The sequence below is a fragment of the Chitinimonas arctica genome (assembly GCF_007431345.1).
Lineage (GTDB): Bacteria > Pseudomonadota > Gammaproteobacteria > Burkholderiales > Chitinimonadaceae > Chitinimonas > Chitinimonas arctica.
In genome coordinates this window covers 147,342-160,792 of record NZ_CP041730.1, presented here as the reverse complement: position 1 = coordinate 160,792, position 13,451 = coordinate 147,342, and the positions used below count along the sequence as shown (strand labels likewise).

General features: G+C 58.8%; 12 protein-coding genes. 3 read left to right on the top strand and 9 right to left on the bottom strand.

Annotated elements, in window-relative coordinates:
- Nucleotides 1-7: 7 nt before the first annotated feature.
- Nucleotides 8-907, bottom strand: coding sequence for an N-acetylmuramoyl-L-alanine amidase (locus tag FNU76_RS00795; RefSeq protein ID WP_143855925.1), 900 nt, complete (start codon nucleotides 905-907; stop codon nucleotides 8-10).
- 574 nt (nucleotides 908-1,481) lie between these two features.
- Here FNU76_RS00795 and FNU76_RS00790 point away from each other — a divergent pair.
- From FNU76_RS00790 to FNU76_RS00775, 3 genes are all read left to right on the top strand, one after another.
- Nucleotides 1,482-3,395 carry an RHS repeat domain-containing protein gene (locus FNU76_RS00790; RefSeq protein WP_143855924.1) on the top strand — a complete coding sequence of 638 codons (1,914 nt, stop codon included), beginning with the start codon at nucleotides 1,482-1,484 and terminating at the stop codon, nucleotides 3,393-3,395.
- A gap of 171 nt (nucleotides 3,396-3,566) precedes the next feature.
- Nucleotides 3,567-4,187, top strand: coding sequence for an RHS repeat domain-containing protein (locus tag FNU76_RS25125; RefSeq protein WP_144280537.1), 621 nt, complete (start codon nucleotides 3,567-3,569; stop codon nucleotides 4,185-4,187).
- A complete protein-coding gene (locus tag FNU76_RS00775; RefSeq protein WP_143855922.1) occupies nucleotides 4,174-4,494 on the top strand; it encodes an SEL1-like repeat protein in 321 nt (106 codons plus the stop codon). Before FNU76_RS25125 ends, FNU76_RS00775 begins: the two co-directional genes overlap by 14 nt.
- A gap of 189 nt (nucleotides 4,495-4,683) precedes the next feature.
- Here the strand turns inward: FNU76_RS00775 and FNU76_RS00770 are convergent, their stop codons facing one another.
- From FNU76_RS00770 to FNU76_RS24260, 8 genes are all read right to left on the bottom strand, one after another.
- Nucleotides 4,684-6,009, bottom strand: a complete 1,326-nt coding sequence (locus tag FNU76_RS00770; protein ID WP_143855921.1) for an ATP-binding protein — start codon at nucleotides 6,007-6,009, stop codon at nucleotides 4,684-4,686.
- 29 nt (nucleotides 6,010-6,038) lie between these two features.
- Nucleotides 6,039-6,650, bottom strand: coding sequence for a hypothetical protein (locus FNU76_RS00765; protein ID WP_143855920.1), 612 nt, complete (start codon nucleotides 6,648-6,650; stop codon nucleotides 6,039-6,041).
- Nucleotides 6,647-7,015 carry a response regulator gene (locus FNU76_RS00760; RefSeq protein ID WP_143855919.1) on the bottom strand — a complete coding sequence of 123 codons (369 nt, stop codon included), beginning with the start codon at nucleotides 7,013-7,015 and terminating at the stop codon, nucleotides 6,647-6,649. The genes FNU76_RS00765 and FNU76_RS00760 overlap by 4 nt, the downstream gene beginning before the upstream one ends.
- Nucleotides 7,016-7,193: 178 nt before the next feature.
- The gene (locus FNU76_RS00755; protein ID WP_143855918.1) at nucleotides 7,194-7,637 is read right to left on the bottom strand and encodes a response regulator; all 444 of its coding nucleotides are present in this window, start codon (nucleotides 7,635-7,637) and stop codon (nucleotides 7,194-7,196) included.
- On the bottom strand, nucleotides 7,615-9,741 hold the full coding sequence (locus tag FNU76_RS00750; protein ID WP_143855917.1) for a sensor histidine kinase: 2,127 nt from the start codon (nucleotides 9,739-9,741) through the stop codon (nucleotides 7,615-7,617). Before FNU76_RS00750 ends, FNU76_RS00755 begins: the two co-directional genes overlap by 23 nt.
- Nucleotides 9,742-9,753: 12 nt before the next feature.
- Complete coding sequence (locus FNU76_RS00745) at nucleotides 9,754-10,308, bottom strand: response regulator (RefSeq protein ID WP_143855916.1); 555 nt, start codon at nucleotides 10,306-10,308, stop codon at nucleotides 9,754-9,756.
- A gap of 3 nt (nucleotides 10,309-10,311) precedes the next feature.
- Complete coding sequence (nosR, locus tag FNU76_RS00740) at nucleotides 10,312-11,652, bottom strand: response regulator c-di-GMP phosphodiesterase, NosR family (RefSeq protein WP_223879175.1); 1,341 nt, start codon at nucleotides 11,650-11,652, stop codon at nucleotides 10,312-10,314.
- Between the two features lie 25 nt (nucleotides 11,653-11,677).
- The gene (locus tag FNU76_RS24260) at nucleotides 11,678-13,399 is read right to left on the bottom strand and encodes a PAS domain-containing sensor histidine kinase (protein WP_143855915.1); all 1,722 of its coding nucleotides are present in this window, start codon (nucleotides 13,397-13,399) and stop codon (nucleotides 11,678-11,680) included.
- Between the last annotated feature and the right edge of the window lie 52 nt (nucleotides 13,400-13,451).

The following is a 13,451-nucleotide window of genomic DNA, read 5'->3' as shown; positions in this document are numbered from 1 at the left end:
AGGGTTGCTAAGGAACGCGGCTGGCTGGCAGCAAGACTTTTTCCAAACGGTCTGGAAAGTATTTTTCGACAAGCGCCAGGGCTGTCGCGATCGTTGCGGCAGAAGCTTGGCCGGTGACTTCCCAGGGGCGGAAATGCATCTGGAAGGCACGGATATATTTTTCCGCGTCTCCGCTGGGCAATCCGTTTTCAGGCACGCCATAACCGTATGCCCGCATCGCGCGTAACAGTAAGGTGCTGTCGTCGGGCCTGTCCTTCAGGACGCGGTGATGCTTGAGGACCGTGCCGGTTTCATACCAGGCGCCCACGCCATTGCGTGCCAACCACTGCCAGGGGAACCGGGGACCTGGGTCGGTCTTTCTCAAGGGCGCGATATCGCTATGGCCAACGACACGGGTCGGGGTGATATCGGGATGGCGTGCAAGTATTTCTTGGCTCAATCCAAGCAGCAATTGGAGCTGGGTCGGCGAGTAGTCCGGGTAGATGCATAAGGGCTCGGCGTCCTCTACCGGGAAGCACTCGGCCTGGTTGACGTTTTCGATGCCGATCGACTGGTCGTTCAGGTTCTGCCGGTCTTCCCACCGGGAAAGCCCTGCGTGCCAGGCGCGTTGGCTCTCTGGAACCAAACGGTAGGGCAACAGCGTAGGACGCTTGTAGCTGGGGTCGCCTTCTTCGGGCAGCAGGTAGTGGGCGCTGACATTCCTGCCGTTGACATTGGGTTCGCTCAGGACGTGTAGCGAGTAGGCGAAGTCATGTGCGGTGTAATGCATGACCAGGAATCGCACCTGTACCCGTTCATCGGCATTCGCCGAGGGTTGTTCCACCCATTGGCCTGGGGGCGGATGGGCCGTCGTGCCGGCGCAAGCGGCCAAAAGCAGGGGGGCGAGCAGGAGGACATGCCGTTTCATCCGTTTGGTGCACCCTATATGAGGTTTGCGGTACTGGAATGCATGTTTAACGTAGTTTCGTGACGCAATCTTCAAGTTTCTCGGCGGGATTTTCTGAAAAGGATACGAAGTTCAGGCGTCTGCTCTCGGACGGCATATTTACCGGTCATATCGTCAATCGAACGGTCAGGCCTCGTATATGATATTGACCCCACCTGTTCCAGGCTTGGATTTTTCTTGTCCGAGCCTGCGCCGAAATCATGCCAAGTAATTGAAAATGAAAAGATTTTTCCTGTTCGTCGCCTGCTTCAGTGGAAGGCATCAAGAATATTGGCGAGTGTAAAGTGGTCCCTAACCCCGAACTCAACCAGTATCTCAAGATAGTTGGCTACTACAATGACGGCTGGTCCTACACGGACATCATCTGTTATAGGCGTACTGACGTCGGTCCGGAATACTGCAACTCGCCGGTCTACCGCTTTGATGGTGCTTGCAAACCGGGCTGGGAGATCAGCTTCAATAATGGGGTGACGCCGAGCAAGCAAGTCTGCCGTATGGCCGGTCCCAATAAAATGTCTGCCCTGCCGGCTTTTCCATGCGGGAGGATGGCAGCTGCGGATGCCCAGCCGGCCAGGCATTCGATGTCCAGCAGGATAAATGTGCCGCTCCGGTCCCGCCTACGCCCAATACCCAGGATAAAACGCCGCCGCAGGACGATTGCCAATGCAGCATCCCGGCTGCGATCGGCGATCCGATTGGTCTCGACCGGGGCCGGACCTTGATCGACGAAACCGATTACGCCGCCACGGGTGCGTCATCGCTCGCCTTTGTCCGCCACTACGACAGCCTGCGGCGCGTGCCAAGCGGTACGGCCCCACGCGGCTGGGATGCCAGCGGCTGGCGCCACAACTACGATATCCGCCTATTCTCGCGCACCGGTTCCGATCGTATCGATATGGTTCTCCAGCTGGGCCAACGGACGCTATCGTTCCGCTTACTGGACGGGGAACCCCGTCGTTGGCAAGCCGATGCCGATGTGAACGCCAGCCTGACCGAACTGCCGACCGGCAGCGGTTGGGCGTATCGTGATAGCGACGAGCGCGTATGGACCTTTGATGCTTACCTCAATCCGCTCAGCCTGGTCCAGCGCAATGGCTACACCCTGACGTTCACCACCAATGCCAACCAGGACATCACCCTGGTGCGCGATAGCTTCCAGCGCCAACTGCGCATCGACTATGACGGCCTGCTGATCAAGCAAGTCACCCCGCCCAGCGGCAAGGTCATTACCTACGGCTATGACGCCGGCAAGCTCGCTTCGGTCAGCCATGCCGATGGCACTCGCCGCCAATACCAGTACCTGGCCCGGGTGTCGCCGATTGCAGGCGCCCCGGCCATGCTGAGCGACCTGATCGACGAGAAACAGCAACCCTTCGCCCACTGGGAATACGACGCCACCACCGGCCTGACCACCGCCACCTGGGAAGCCGGCAAGCTCAACCACTATCAGGTGGACCAGTACCAATTCGATGCCCAAAACCAGCTGCAATCGGTGCGTTTCACCGATCCGCTCGGCGTCAGCCATAGCTATGGCCAAGCCAGCCAGCTCGACGTGACCCGCCCCCGCCAGGAAACACGCAGCGGTGCCCGCGCCGGCGATCCCGTGCAGACCCGCAGCCAGATCTACGACACGCAAAACAACCTGGCCAGCTACACCGACTTCGGCGGCACGACCACCACCTTCAAATACGACCTGGCTCGTAACCTGCAAATCGAACGCGTTGACGCCGCCGGCACGGACAAAGCCACGACCACCCGCACCCAATGGTCGCCCAGCCTGCGTATCCCGCTGGCGATCTCCGCCCCCTCGCTGCGCACCACCTTTGTCCCCGATACCAAGGGCAATATCCTCAGCCGCACCGAGCAAGCCACCCTGGACCCCAACGGCAGCCAAGGCTTCAACGCCACCCTGACCGGCAGCGCCCGCGTCTGGCAGTACACCTACCACCCGAACGGCCTGCTGTGGACCATCACCGAGCCGGACCGGTCGGTGAGCACCTTCGTCTACGACACCCAGGGCAACCTCAGCCAAGCCACCGACGGCGCTGGCCTGGTCACGCTCTATCAGGACTACACCCCGGCCGGCCAGGTGGGCCGCATCAAACAAACTGACGGAGTCGTTGTTACCCTGGGCTATGACCTGCGCAACCGCCTCAAGACCCGCACGGTCGGCAGCCTGGTGAGCACCTATAGCTATCACCCCACCGGCCAGCTAAGCCAGGTCGATACCCCCGACGGCCGCAAGCTGAACTACGACTACGACACGGCCCGCCGCCTGAGCGTGATCCGCGACCAGCTCGGCAACCGCATCGTCTACACCCTCGATGCCATGGGCAATCGCAAGTTCACCGAGCTACAGGACAGCAGCAACAGCCTGGCCCAACTGGTCGCCCAGATCGACGCCGACCGCGCCCCGCTGGCCCGTCCTACCGCACGCACTGCAAGCTAAACCGAATGAAATTCCCCAATCTGATACTCGCGGCAGCGCTGGCCCTCAGCACATCACCCGCGAAAACTACGACAGCGCGGGACGCCTGAAACAGCGCGTCTACCCCAGCGGCCGCACTATCACCTACAACTTCAATGCCGCCGGCCAGATCAACCAGATCCTCACCCCGTCATCGACTTCGGTGCTGTCCGCTATATCCATACCGACCACCTGGGCACGGCAAGACTGATCACCGATGCCACCAAGCGGCCGATCTGGGCATGGCAGGGTGAGCCTTTCGGCAATACGCCGCCGAATGAAGATCCGGAAGGGACTGGCGGCGCATACGCCTATAACCCGCGCTTCCCTGGCCAGTATTACGACAAGGAAACTGGCCTGTACTACAACTACCATCGTGACTACGACCCCGCGTTGGGTAGGTATGCGCAGTCGGATCCGATTGGGCTACAAGGAGGAATTAATACTTATGCTTATGTCGGAAGTGGTCCGCTGAGCAATGTTGATCCACTTGGATTGGCGCCAGACATAAATCTTTTCAAGCCTGGGTTTTTGGGTTTTTGGGGGGAGGTAGCTTATAAAAACGCCGAGAAATTTAATAGCGCGCCGGGCGAGTTCACTGTGGCAGGGCATGGAAATCCGAGCAACATGATTGACTCTGACCGAAAATCCATACCCGTGCAGGATATGGCCAAAATGATTCAGGCTCACAGTACTGGCGGGCGTATATTTCATACGATCGCATTCGACAAATGTTCCTGCAGGAGGGCAGGAGTATGCAATGTCCGAATCTGAGTTGCAGGAACACAAAAAAATGGCCGAAGGTGGTGCTATTAAATCGGCAAGAAAACTGTCTTTTTACTATGGATACATCAACCTCGATGATCGTGAGGCGTTGAAATGGTTAACTACAGCGGCGGAGCAAGGTGATACCTTGTCCCAGCACAATTTGGCCGCGGCATATCTTTACAACCAGGCTATTCGCGACATCGGGAAAGCCAAATACTGGGCCACTAAAGCTAAGTCCGGCGGAAGTGTGGAGTCGCAATCCTTGCTGGATGAAATAAGCCAAGAGGAAAAAGACAAACCACCCAAGCAGTGAGAGGGTGGCAATATTTTCCTCAATGTAATGCTGATGCTCCCATGCTAAATGCACTGACTAATCGTCTTAGCGGTCTAGGAGCAGCTCGGGTATTTCAGCGGTATCAAGTTACAACACAGCTTGAGGCCCGCAGTAGGGAGTGGTTGGGCACCAAAATTAACTCCGTGGCCTTGATTCAATCGAATTGACCTAAGGATTCGCCGAAACCTCCGCCTGCTTGATCGGTAACCAAACCCGGAAAGTCGTGCCTTGCCCCTCCTGGCTGGATACATCGATACGGCCGTTATGTTTCTGAATGATGCTATAGGTCACCGATAATCCAAGACCGGTGCCTTTGCCGACCGGTTTGGTGGTAAAGAAGGGGTCGAATATCTTGCCCAGGTCGGCAGCACGGATGCCGCCGCCGTTGTCCTCCACCTCCACCCACACCATATCGCCCTCGACCCCGGTGCGCAGATGGATGGTGCCCATTTCCGGGATGGCTTGTGCCGCATTGACCAACAGATTCAGCAAAACCTGGTTGATCTGCGAAGCCATGCATTCCACCTCGGGCAGGGTACCGTAGATCTTTATCACCTCGGCCTTGTAGCGAATTTCGTTGTTGACCACATTCAGGGTGCTGTCCAGGCATTGGTGCAGATCGGCGCGCTGCCAGTCGGAGGGTTCGATGCGGGAAAAATCGCGCAGGTCCTGCACGATGCGCCTCACTCGGCCCAGGCCGTCGAGGCTTTCGGCCAACAGGGCAGGGACGTCTTCCTTCAGAAAGGCATAGTCGATCTTCTTCTTGGCGGCCTCGATCTTGTCCACGGCCGCTTTTTCCCAGATGAACTCCTGGGCGCTGTCGTATTCGTCGACCAGCAGGAACAGATCCTTGACATAGCGCTCCATGGAACCGACGTTGGATAGCACAAAGCCGATGGGGTTATTGATTTCATGGGCCACGCCAGCGGCCAATTGGCCGATGGCCGCCAGTTTCTCCGATTGCAGCAGCTGATTGCGGGTTTCTTCCAGCTTCTGGATCAGGGTCTGTTGCTCCAGTTTTTTCTGCTCCAGCTCATGAATGGTATCTTTCAAGCGCTGCTGGAAAATTGCGGTGTCGGTATAGTCGAAGAGGGTGGCGTAAACGTACTCGACGTCGCCGGATTCATTCTTGATGGGAATAAAGGCGGTATTCTGGCGCATCTCGCCCACGCCGCCGGTAATCGGGCGGTTATGGGAAAACCGGAATAGAAAGGGTCGTTGTTCCCAGGCGGTAAAGGCGTAGTTCTTGAGGATGAATACGCCTTCTATCTTACGTTTCAGCCAGGTTTGCGGTAGTTCCGGAAACACTTCGAACAGATTGCGGCCGCGGACATCCTCTTCGCGGCAACCGCTGTGCGTGGCCATATAATGGTTCCACAACACGATTTCCATATCGCGATCGACTGCAAAGATGCCGACCGGGATCGAATCGACCAGGCTGGCGAACAGCTTTGTCCTGACGGTGCCTTCTGCTTCGATATCCGTTTTTGCCATGGATAACCCTTCTGGATCCGTATTCGCGGCTACAAAGTGGCAATAAATTTATCCAAGGCGTTGCTGAGCGTGGCGATATCGTCTTCCAGGGTCAATATCACCAGGTGGCAGGAGAAATTGCCCTTCTCCAGCTTGAAATTGACCTCGACCAGCAGGGCGCACTTGGATTCCAGCTCTTCGGAACCGAGCAATTGGCTGGCGGGGACGTTTTCCGCCATCAAGGAGGGCATCGAGAAGCCGATCATCAAACCCAGCAAGTCGGCAATGGAATTAAGACAGGCGCCGATCAGGACATTGGCGATATCCAGCATGATCTCCTGTTCGGCGGCTCGATCGAGGGTGTCGTCATAGCCCATGATGGCGCCCAGCTCGGTAACGCTCACGTCCGGGTAGATCACCAAGGCCTCGCCGCGGAATTCGCCGATAAAAGCTTGTCGAACAGCAGTCAGCAGCGTATCGCCGACCAGTCTGGCGACCGCATCGGAAAAATCGGCGGTGGCGGCCGAGGAAATACGGGGAATGGAGAGTACGACAAACTCGCTCAATACCTTGGCGATAGAGGCGCCCGCCTGGCCCATGCCGATATTGGCGATTTCCTGAAGGGCTTCTCTTTGCTCATCGTTCAGGATTGGATCCATCATAATTCGATCCCATAATCTTTGAGTGCTTTATGGATCTTGTCGGCATCGACCGGTTTTCTGACGAAGGCGATGGCGCCCATGCTGCGTGCGCGGGCTTGTGCTTCTTCCTGGACATCGGCGGAGACGACGATCACCAGGCAATTCATATCTTCGTGCCGCAAGGTATCCAGAACTTCGAAGCCGTCCATCTCGGGCATCTGTAGATCGAGAAACATCACATCCACTTTGCCTTTGCGATAGGCATCCATGGCTTCTATGCCGTTCGAAGCTTGTTCGATGCTGACGTCCCAGGCCGGCGGCAAGGCTCGGATCAGCATTTTTCTCGCCATCGGCGAATCATCGACAACCAAAATCGATACCGGCATCTTTCCTCCTTATGGTGCGCAATCATCGGCCCACCGGGCTTGTCGCCGGCCTGTGGCCATGAGGGCTATGACTCTGTGACTACTATAGACCATAGCCACTGCCGAAATCCCGCCATCCAGGGACGTGGCTATTGCCGACGTGGGCGCCTTGGATGATGAAGACCGCAAGGGCGTTTGTTCAGCTGGATGGTGTCCGATTGATCAGTAGCCAGTAGAAGCCCAGCTTGCCGATTTCGACGCTGAACTCGTCAAAGTCCACGGGCTTGACCACATAGCTGTTCACCCCGAGGCCATAAGTACGGACCAGGTCGCTTTCCTCGGCGGAAGAGGTCAGCATGACGACCGGGATATTGCGCAGGCGAAGGTCTTCCTTCATGACGCGCAAGACCTCGACACCGTCGATCTTGGGCAATTTCAGATCGAGCAGGACCAGGCGGGGCGGTTGCGGGTCTCGCTCGGCATAGATGCCCCGGCAGAACAGGTAATCGATGGCGGCCTCGCCGTCCTTGACCCAGGCGATGCGATTGGCCAGTCGCTGGTCGCGCAAGGTGGTCAGGGTCATCTCGGCGTCCGCCGGGTTATCCTCCACCAGCAGGACATCAATGGCTTGCAACGTTTCCATACTGTTCTCCGTGATTGCTTACCGTTGCTGCACTCGCATCGGCTTGCATGGGCAGGCTGAACTGGAAGCTGGCGCCGACGCCGACCTCCCCCTCCGCGCTTACCTTGCCGCCATGGCGGGTGATGATACGGGCAATGATAGCCAAGCCGACACCACTGCCGGGAAACTCGTCGCTGGCATGCAGTCGTTGAAAAACACCGAACAACTTGCCCACGTAGCGCATATCGAATCCCGCGCCGTTGTCCCTGACGCGATAACAATATTCGCCATTGCCTTGCCAGCCGTCGACCTCGATACGGGGAGAGGCGACGCCGCCGCTGTACTTGATGGCATTCGACAATAGATTGATCCAAACCTGCTTGAGCAAGGCGCGGTCGGCCGGGGCGGAAGGCAGCTTGCCCAGACAGAGTTCGCCATGGAAGTCATCCCGCAGGCTATGCCATGCTTCTTCCACCAGTAGCTGCATATCCACCATGCCGCGCGACATCTGCTGCCTGCCCAGGCGGGAGAATTCGAGCAGGTTGTCGATCAGGCGGCCCATCATCTTGCTATTGTCGCGCACGATACCCAGCATGCGTTTGTCTTCCTCATCCAGCCGGTCGGCGCTACGGCGCGCCAGCATGCCGGAAAAGCCATCTATGGCCCGCAGCGGTGCGCGCAGGTCGTGAGAAACCGAATAGCTGAAGCTTTCCAGTTCCTTATTGGCTGCTTTCAAAGCCTCGTTATGTTCCTGCGTCTGCAAATTGAGCAGCGTGATCTTGCGCTGGGCGGCTAACCAATCGCTGACCTCATGCGCACAGACCACCACCCCCTTTTGCTTTCCCCTGCCATCCAGCAGACGGCTGCTTTTGACTTCAAAGCTGCGGGATTTCAACGGTCCCTCATGGAACTCAACCAACTCGTCCATGACCCCGGTAGCCAATATGCGAGCCCGTAGCTCATCGGTGTCGCCGCCAGGATCGGAAGGTAGGACCTCGCCGAGTCGCGGGGTATGCCCCTCGGCGGACGCGATTGCGTCCATCCAGGCGCCATTTGCCGCGAGCAGCCGCGTTTGCATATCGAACGCCACCACCGGGTCGTGGCAACTGTCGAGTATGCAGGCCAGCAGGTTCTGGCTGGCTTCGGCGGCGCGTTGCTGGCGCAGAACAGCGCTTAGGCACAGATAACCCAGCGGTGCCAGCACCAGCAGCATGGCGATGGCCAGCCACAGCAGCGTCTGGTGGAGGATCTGCAGCGGGGCGAGAATTTCGGATTTTTCCTGGCTGATGACGACGGTCCAGCCATACGGTGGAACCGGCGCATAAGTGACCAGGGCGGGTTTGCCGGAGACGGGGTCGTTGGTCTCCACCATGCCGCTGCGGCCGGCCTTGCTGCTTTCCAGGGCGTGCTTGAGTTGCGCATGGCCACGCCAGTCTTCCGGCGTCTTGTTGCCTACGCCGGCGGCTTGGCCGGACGAGTCGGCCAGCAGCAGGTGGGTATGCCGGTTCGGATTAAGCTGGTTGATCCAGTCGGTCAGGGTGCCCAGTTCCAATTGCCCCACCAGGTAGGCCACGATAGCGCCCTGTTCATCGCGTATTGGCATGGTAGCCGCTACGACATAGGGTTGGCCGGCTTCGGCGCGCCGGTAGATCTGCGATACGTAGAATTGGCCGCTGCGCCTGACGCCGCGATACCAGTCCCGATAGGCGTAATTGAGGCCTTTGACGCTGGGGTCGACTGGATAGTCGAACAGCAGGCTGCCGTCAGGGGAGGTGATAATCACGCGGTGGAATTGCGCGCTATGCTCGACGAAAGTCTTCAGATGGGATTGGACGAACTCGCGGTCGCCCGACTGGATGGCGCGGGCAATGCCATCGTGTGTCGATAGCAGGGTGACATACTCGGCCATGCCCCGGAAGGCGTTGCGCACTACCTTCTGCGCCAGATTGGCCATGGTCTCGTTGCGCGCCTTGGCTTCGGCCCAGACGGTCTCGCGCGTCTGTTGCTCCGCCAGCCAGGTGAAGACGATAAAGGGCAGGGCAATGATCACGCCGGCCACAAGGAATAGCCTGAGCGGCGAGACGAACAGCCAGAAAGGACGAGGAATAGGGTAGGCGCTGGCCATCGTCGTCCTGCCCTAGGCGATATCGTCGTCGAGCAGGACCGAGCCGTCGGGGCCCCATTGCACCTTGGTGATGCCGGGACTTTCACGCTCCAGCCTGGCCAGTTCGGCGGCCTGGTTGGATGCGCGGGTATGGAGTTGCCGAACCTCGTCGGCCAGCCGCTGGTTTTCCAGTTGCAGCCGCCGTTGCGCCAGCGCGCCGGTCACGCTGGCCCGCAACTCGATGTCGTTCCAGGGTTTGGAGATAAAGCGGTGGATGGATGCCTGGTTGATGGCCCGTACCAAGCCGTCCAGGTCGGTCATGCCGGACAGGATCAGGCTGATGCAATCCGGCTGGATATAGCGCAGCTCGGTAAGAAAGCGCACCCCATCCATCTCCGGCATGCGGTAATCGGACACCACCAGCTCATACTCATTCAGCTCGGCGGCCTTCAAAGCCGCTTGCGGCGAGGTGAAGGCATCGAGTTGGTAATCGGGAACCGTATCGTCAAAGTCGTCGCGCGCCATCAGGCAGCGTCTCAAGGCGGTCAGGATATTGGCTTCATCGTCGACCAGCAGTATGCGACTCATGGCTTACTCCGTTTTGACATGGCACTTCAGGGCGCAGCTTTCCACTTCCTCATAGCGCCGAATGCGGTCGATCGCCCGTTGGCTCAGCTGGTAATCCTTGGCAAGCAAGAGGGTGCCGGCCGGGCTGATCAGATCGCGCGCCAGAACCATATCGGGCGACAATTCACGGCTGCTGATTTCCCGCTCGGTCGGCGTCTCCTCATCCGGCGGAGAGGTATTGAATTCGACGAAGGCGGCCACCACGTCCGGGTGGTAGCGGCGGCCGCTACCGTCCATGATGGCCTTGACCGCTTCTTCCTTGGTGAAGATACGCGGCAGCAGGGTGCCGTTCAGCAGGCCGTCGTAGTCATTGACCAAGGCCAGGATGCGTGCGCCCAGCGGGATCTGCTCGCCGTTCAATTGGTCGGGGTAACCCAGGCCATCGTGGCGCTCATGGTGGCTCCGGATGATCAGCGCGGCTTCCTCCAGCGTGTCCAGCGCCATCAAGGCCTGCTGGCCCTTGATCGGATGCTTGACGTACAGCAGCCGCTCATCCGAGGTCAGCGTGGCGAAAGGTTTGCTGAGCAGCACGTCCGGCAGGCCCAGCTTGCCGATGTCATGCAGCAAGGATGCAACCACCAGATCCTGGATGGCGTTTTCCGCCAGACCCATGATCTGCCCCAAATGTCGGCTCATCTCGGTTACCCGGCGGCTATGGCCGGCCAGTTTGCCTTCGCGCAACTCGATCAGGTTGGCGAAGATGCGGATGGAAGTGAGAAAGCTTTTCTTCAGTTTTTCGTGCGAGGATTCCACCAGCAGCATGGCTTGTTCCAAGGCGGCGGTGCGCTCCTGGACCTTGGCTTCCAGACTGGTGTTCAGTACCAATAGCTCGTTGTTGCGCTGCTCCAGCAGGGAATCGAGGCGTTTTTTCTCGCGTTGCAGGCCTTTCAGTTCCAGGGACTGCCGGACGGTATCGAGTAATTCGTTTTCATCCCACGGTTTGGCGATATAGCGATGGATCTGCGCCTTGTTGATCGCTTCCACCGTCGAACTGATATCGGCATAGCCGGTGAGCAGGATGCGCACCGTGTCGGGCCAGCGATTACGCACCTGGGTAAGGAATTGCGCGCCATCCATTTCGGGCATGCGCATATCCGAGATCACCAGGTCGATCTGCTCCGTTTCCAGCAGCGCCAGGCCTTCCTTGCCGCTACCGGCGGTAAGGATGCGATAGCCATGCGGCCGGAACAGCCTGCGCAGGGAGGCCAGAATATTGCTCTCGTCGTCCACGGCGAGCAGGCTGAAGGGTGGTTCGGCCTGCCCGCCCTCTTCGGCCAGCATTTCTTGGCGCACCTGCTGTTCCATGCATCTACCCCTCGGTTGTATGGTTTTACGCCGCGCTGGTGGGCGCTTCCCCCTGCCTGGCCGGGGATTGCGCCGCGGCAGGGCTGTTTTGCCGGATTGGTAACCAGATTCGGAAAGTGCTGCCTTGGCCGGGCTGGCTTTCCACATCGATGCGGCCGTGATGCTTTTTGACGATGCCGTAAGACAAAGATAGGCCCAAGCCCGTCCCTTTGCCTATCGGCTTGGTGGTGTAGAAAGGGTCGAAAATGCGGGAAAGATGCTGTGGCGCGATGCCGCTGCCGTTATCCCGGATCTCCACGCAAACTTCCTCGCCGAGGATGTCGGTCCGGATCCAGATCGTGCCGACGTCCTCGATGGCATGGCTGGCATTGATCAGCATATTCATGAACACCTGGTTCAAATGCGGCAACATGCATTCGACCTTGGGCAGCTGGCCATAAGCCTTGACCACTTCGGCCTTGTACCTGAGTTCGTTCTGGACGATGTTGAGCGTGCTATCCAGGCCGGCATGCAGGTCGGCCTCTTCCCAATCGGCTTCGGAGCAGGTGCGGGAAAAGCCTTTCAGGTCCTCGACGATCTTCTTTACCCGGGTGACCCCTTCCAGCGATTCATCCAGCAAGGCCGTCAGATCGTCCCGCAGGAACGCATAATCCAGCGCCTCCCGTTCGGCTTGCACGGCGGCCTTGCAGTCATCGTCGGCAAGCTTGTCCAGGACCGACTCGTAGCTGCCGATCAACCGAAACAGGCGCTGCAGATAGTTGGATAAGGAAGCCAGGTTGGAATTGACATAGCCGATGGGATTGTTGATCTCGTGCGCCACACCGGCCGCCAATTGCCCCAGCGAGGCCAGCTTCTCGGATTGCAGCAGCTGGTCCTGCATCTCGGCCAACTGCTGGTTGAGCGCCACCAAGGCGGCATTGCGGTTTTCCAGCTCGACGGCACTGCGGCGGAGTTCGCTTATATCGCGAGCGATACCGGAAATATGGCTGATATTTCCCTGGCGGTCGCAGTGGGCCAGTAAAACCATCAGCACCGGCACCTCCACGCCATCCTGGCGCGTCAAACTGGACTCGCCCGACCATTGACCTTGCTCGGTCAATAGCGGCTGCATCGCGCTGAGCCAGGCCAAAGTCTGGAATTCGCCGCGCGGGTCCATGGCGGCACGGCCGAAAAACGTGCGGCCGGCCTGGTTCAGATAGCTGATGCGTCCGTCGATATCGCTGATGGCGATCAGGTCGCTGGTGTTTTCCGCGAGGGCGATCAGCCGCTCATGCTCGGCGGAAAGCCGCTTGCTGCGGCTGATATCGGTTTGGCTGATCACCACGCCGCCGGCCGCACCCAGCCAGGGCGTCACCTTGAGCGAAAACCAATCGTGGCTGTCCAGGCTGTCATCGCGGTATTCGAAACTGAATTGCAGCTTGCGCAAATCCATGACATCGCAGATGCCCAGCAGAAGCCTGCCGGCAAAGGGATGGTGGCGACCCACCAGGAAATCGATGAAGTTATCGCCGTGGGTCGGGGTATGCAGCGAATCGGGCGATGCCTGTTCCTGGCGATAGCGCTCCCAGGCCGAATTGGTCAGTACGATGCGGCCGCAGTTGTCCAATACCAGCACTTGTTCCGGCAGCGAGGACAGGATGCTGTGCAGCAATTGCTGTTGATGCAACAGAGCGCCTTCCGCTTCCGCCATGGGCAGGAGCGCTGACAGGCGACGCCTGTCGATATCGCTTGCCACCTGTTCATTCATGCCGAATTCCTCTGTCCCGGCGCCGCTCGACTGGAAACGTCGCCCCGCTCCA

What these genes read in the sequence shown, in the direction of transcription:
- FNU76_RS00765 (WP_143855920.1), bottom strand. Translation starts at nt 6,650, where the DNA reads ATGATGGATCCAATCCTGAACGATGAGCAAAGAGAAGCCCTTCAGGAA.
- FNU76_RS00760 (WP_143855919.1), bottom strand. Translation starts at nt 7,015, where the DNA reads ATGCCGGTATCGATTTTGGTTGTCGATGATTCGCCGATGGCGAGAAAA.
- FNU76_RS00770 (WP_143855921.1), bottom strand. Translation starts at nt 6,009, where the DNA reads ATGGCAAAAACGGATATCGAAGCAGAAGGCACCGTCAGGACAAAGCTG.
- FNU76_RS00775 (WP_143855922.1), top strand. Translation starts at nt 4,174, where the DNA reads ATGTCCGAATCTGAGTTGCAGGAACACAAAAAAATGGCCGAAGGTGGT.
- FNU76_RS00755 (WP_143855918.1), bottom strand. Translation starts at nt 7,637, where the DNA reads ATGGAAACGTTGCAAGCCATTGATGTCCTGCTGGTGGAGGATAACCCG.
- FNU76_RS00790 (WP_143855924.1), top strand. Translation starts at nt 1,482, where the DNA reads ATGCGGGAGGATGGCAGCTGCGGATGCCCAGCCGGCCAGGCATTCGAT.
- FNU76_RS00795 (WP_143855925.1), bottom strand. Translation starts at nt 907, where the DNA reads ATGAAACGGCATGTCCTCCTGCTCGCCCCCCTGCTTTTGGCCGCTTGC.
- nosR (WP_223879175.1), bottom strand. Translation starts at nt 11,652, where the DNA reads ATGGAACAGCAGGTGCGCCAAGAAATGCTGGCCGAAGAGGGCGGGCAG.
- FNU76_RS24260 (WP_143855915.1), bottom strand. Translation starts at nt 13,399, where the DNA reads ATGAATGAACAGGTGGCAAGCGATATCGACAGGCGTCGCCTGTCAGCG.
- FNU76_RS00750 (WP_143855917.1), bottom strand. Translation starts at nt 9,741, where the DNA reads ATGGCCAGCGCCTACCCTATTCCTCGTCCTTTCTGGCTGTTCGTCTCG.
- FNU76_RS00745 (WP_143855916.1), bottom strand. Translation starts at nt 10,308, where the DNA reads ATGAGTCGCATACTGCTGGTCGACGATGAAGCCAATATCCTGACCGCC.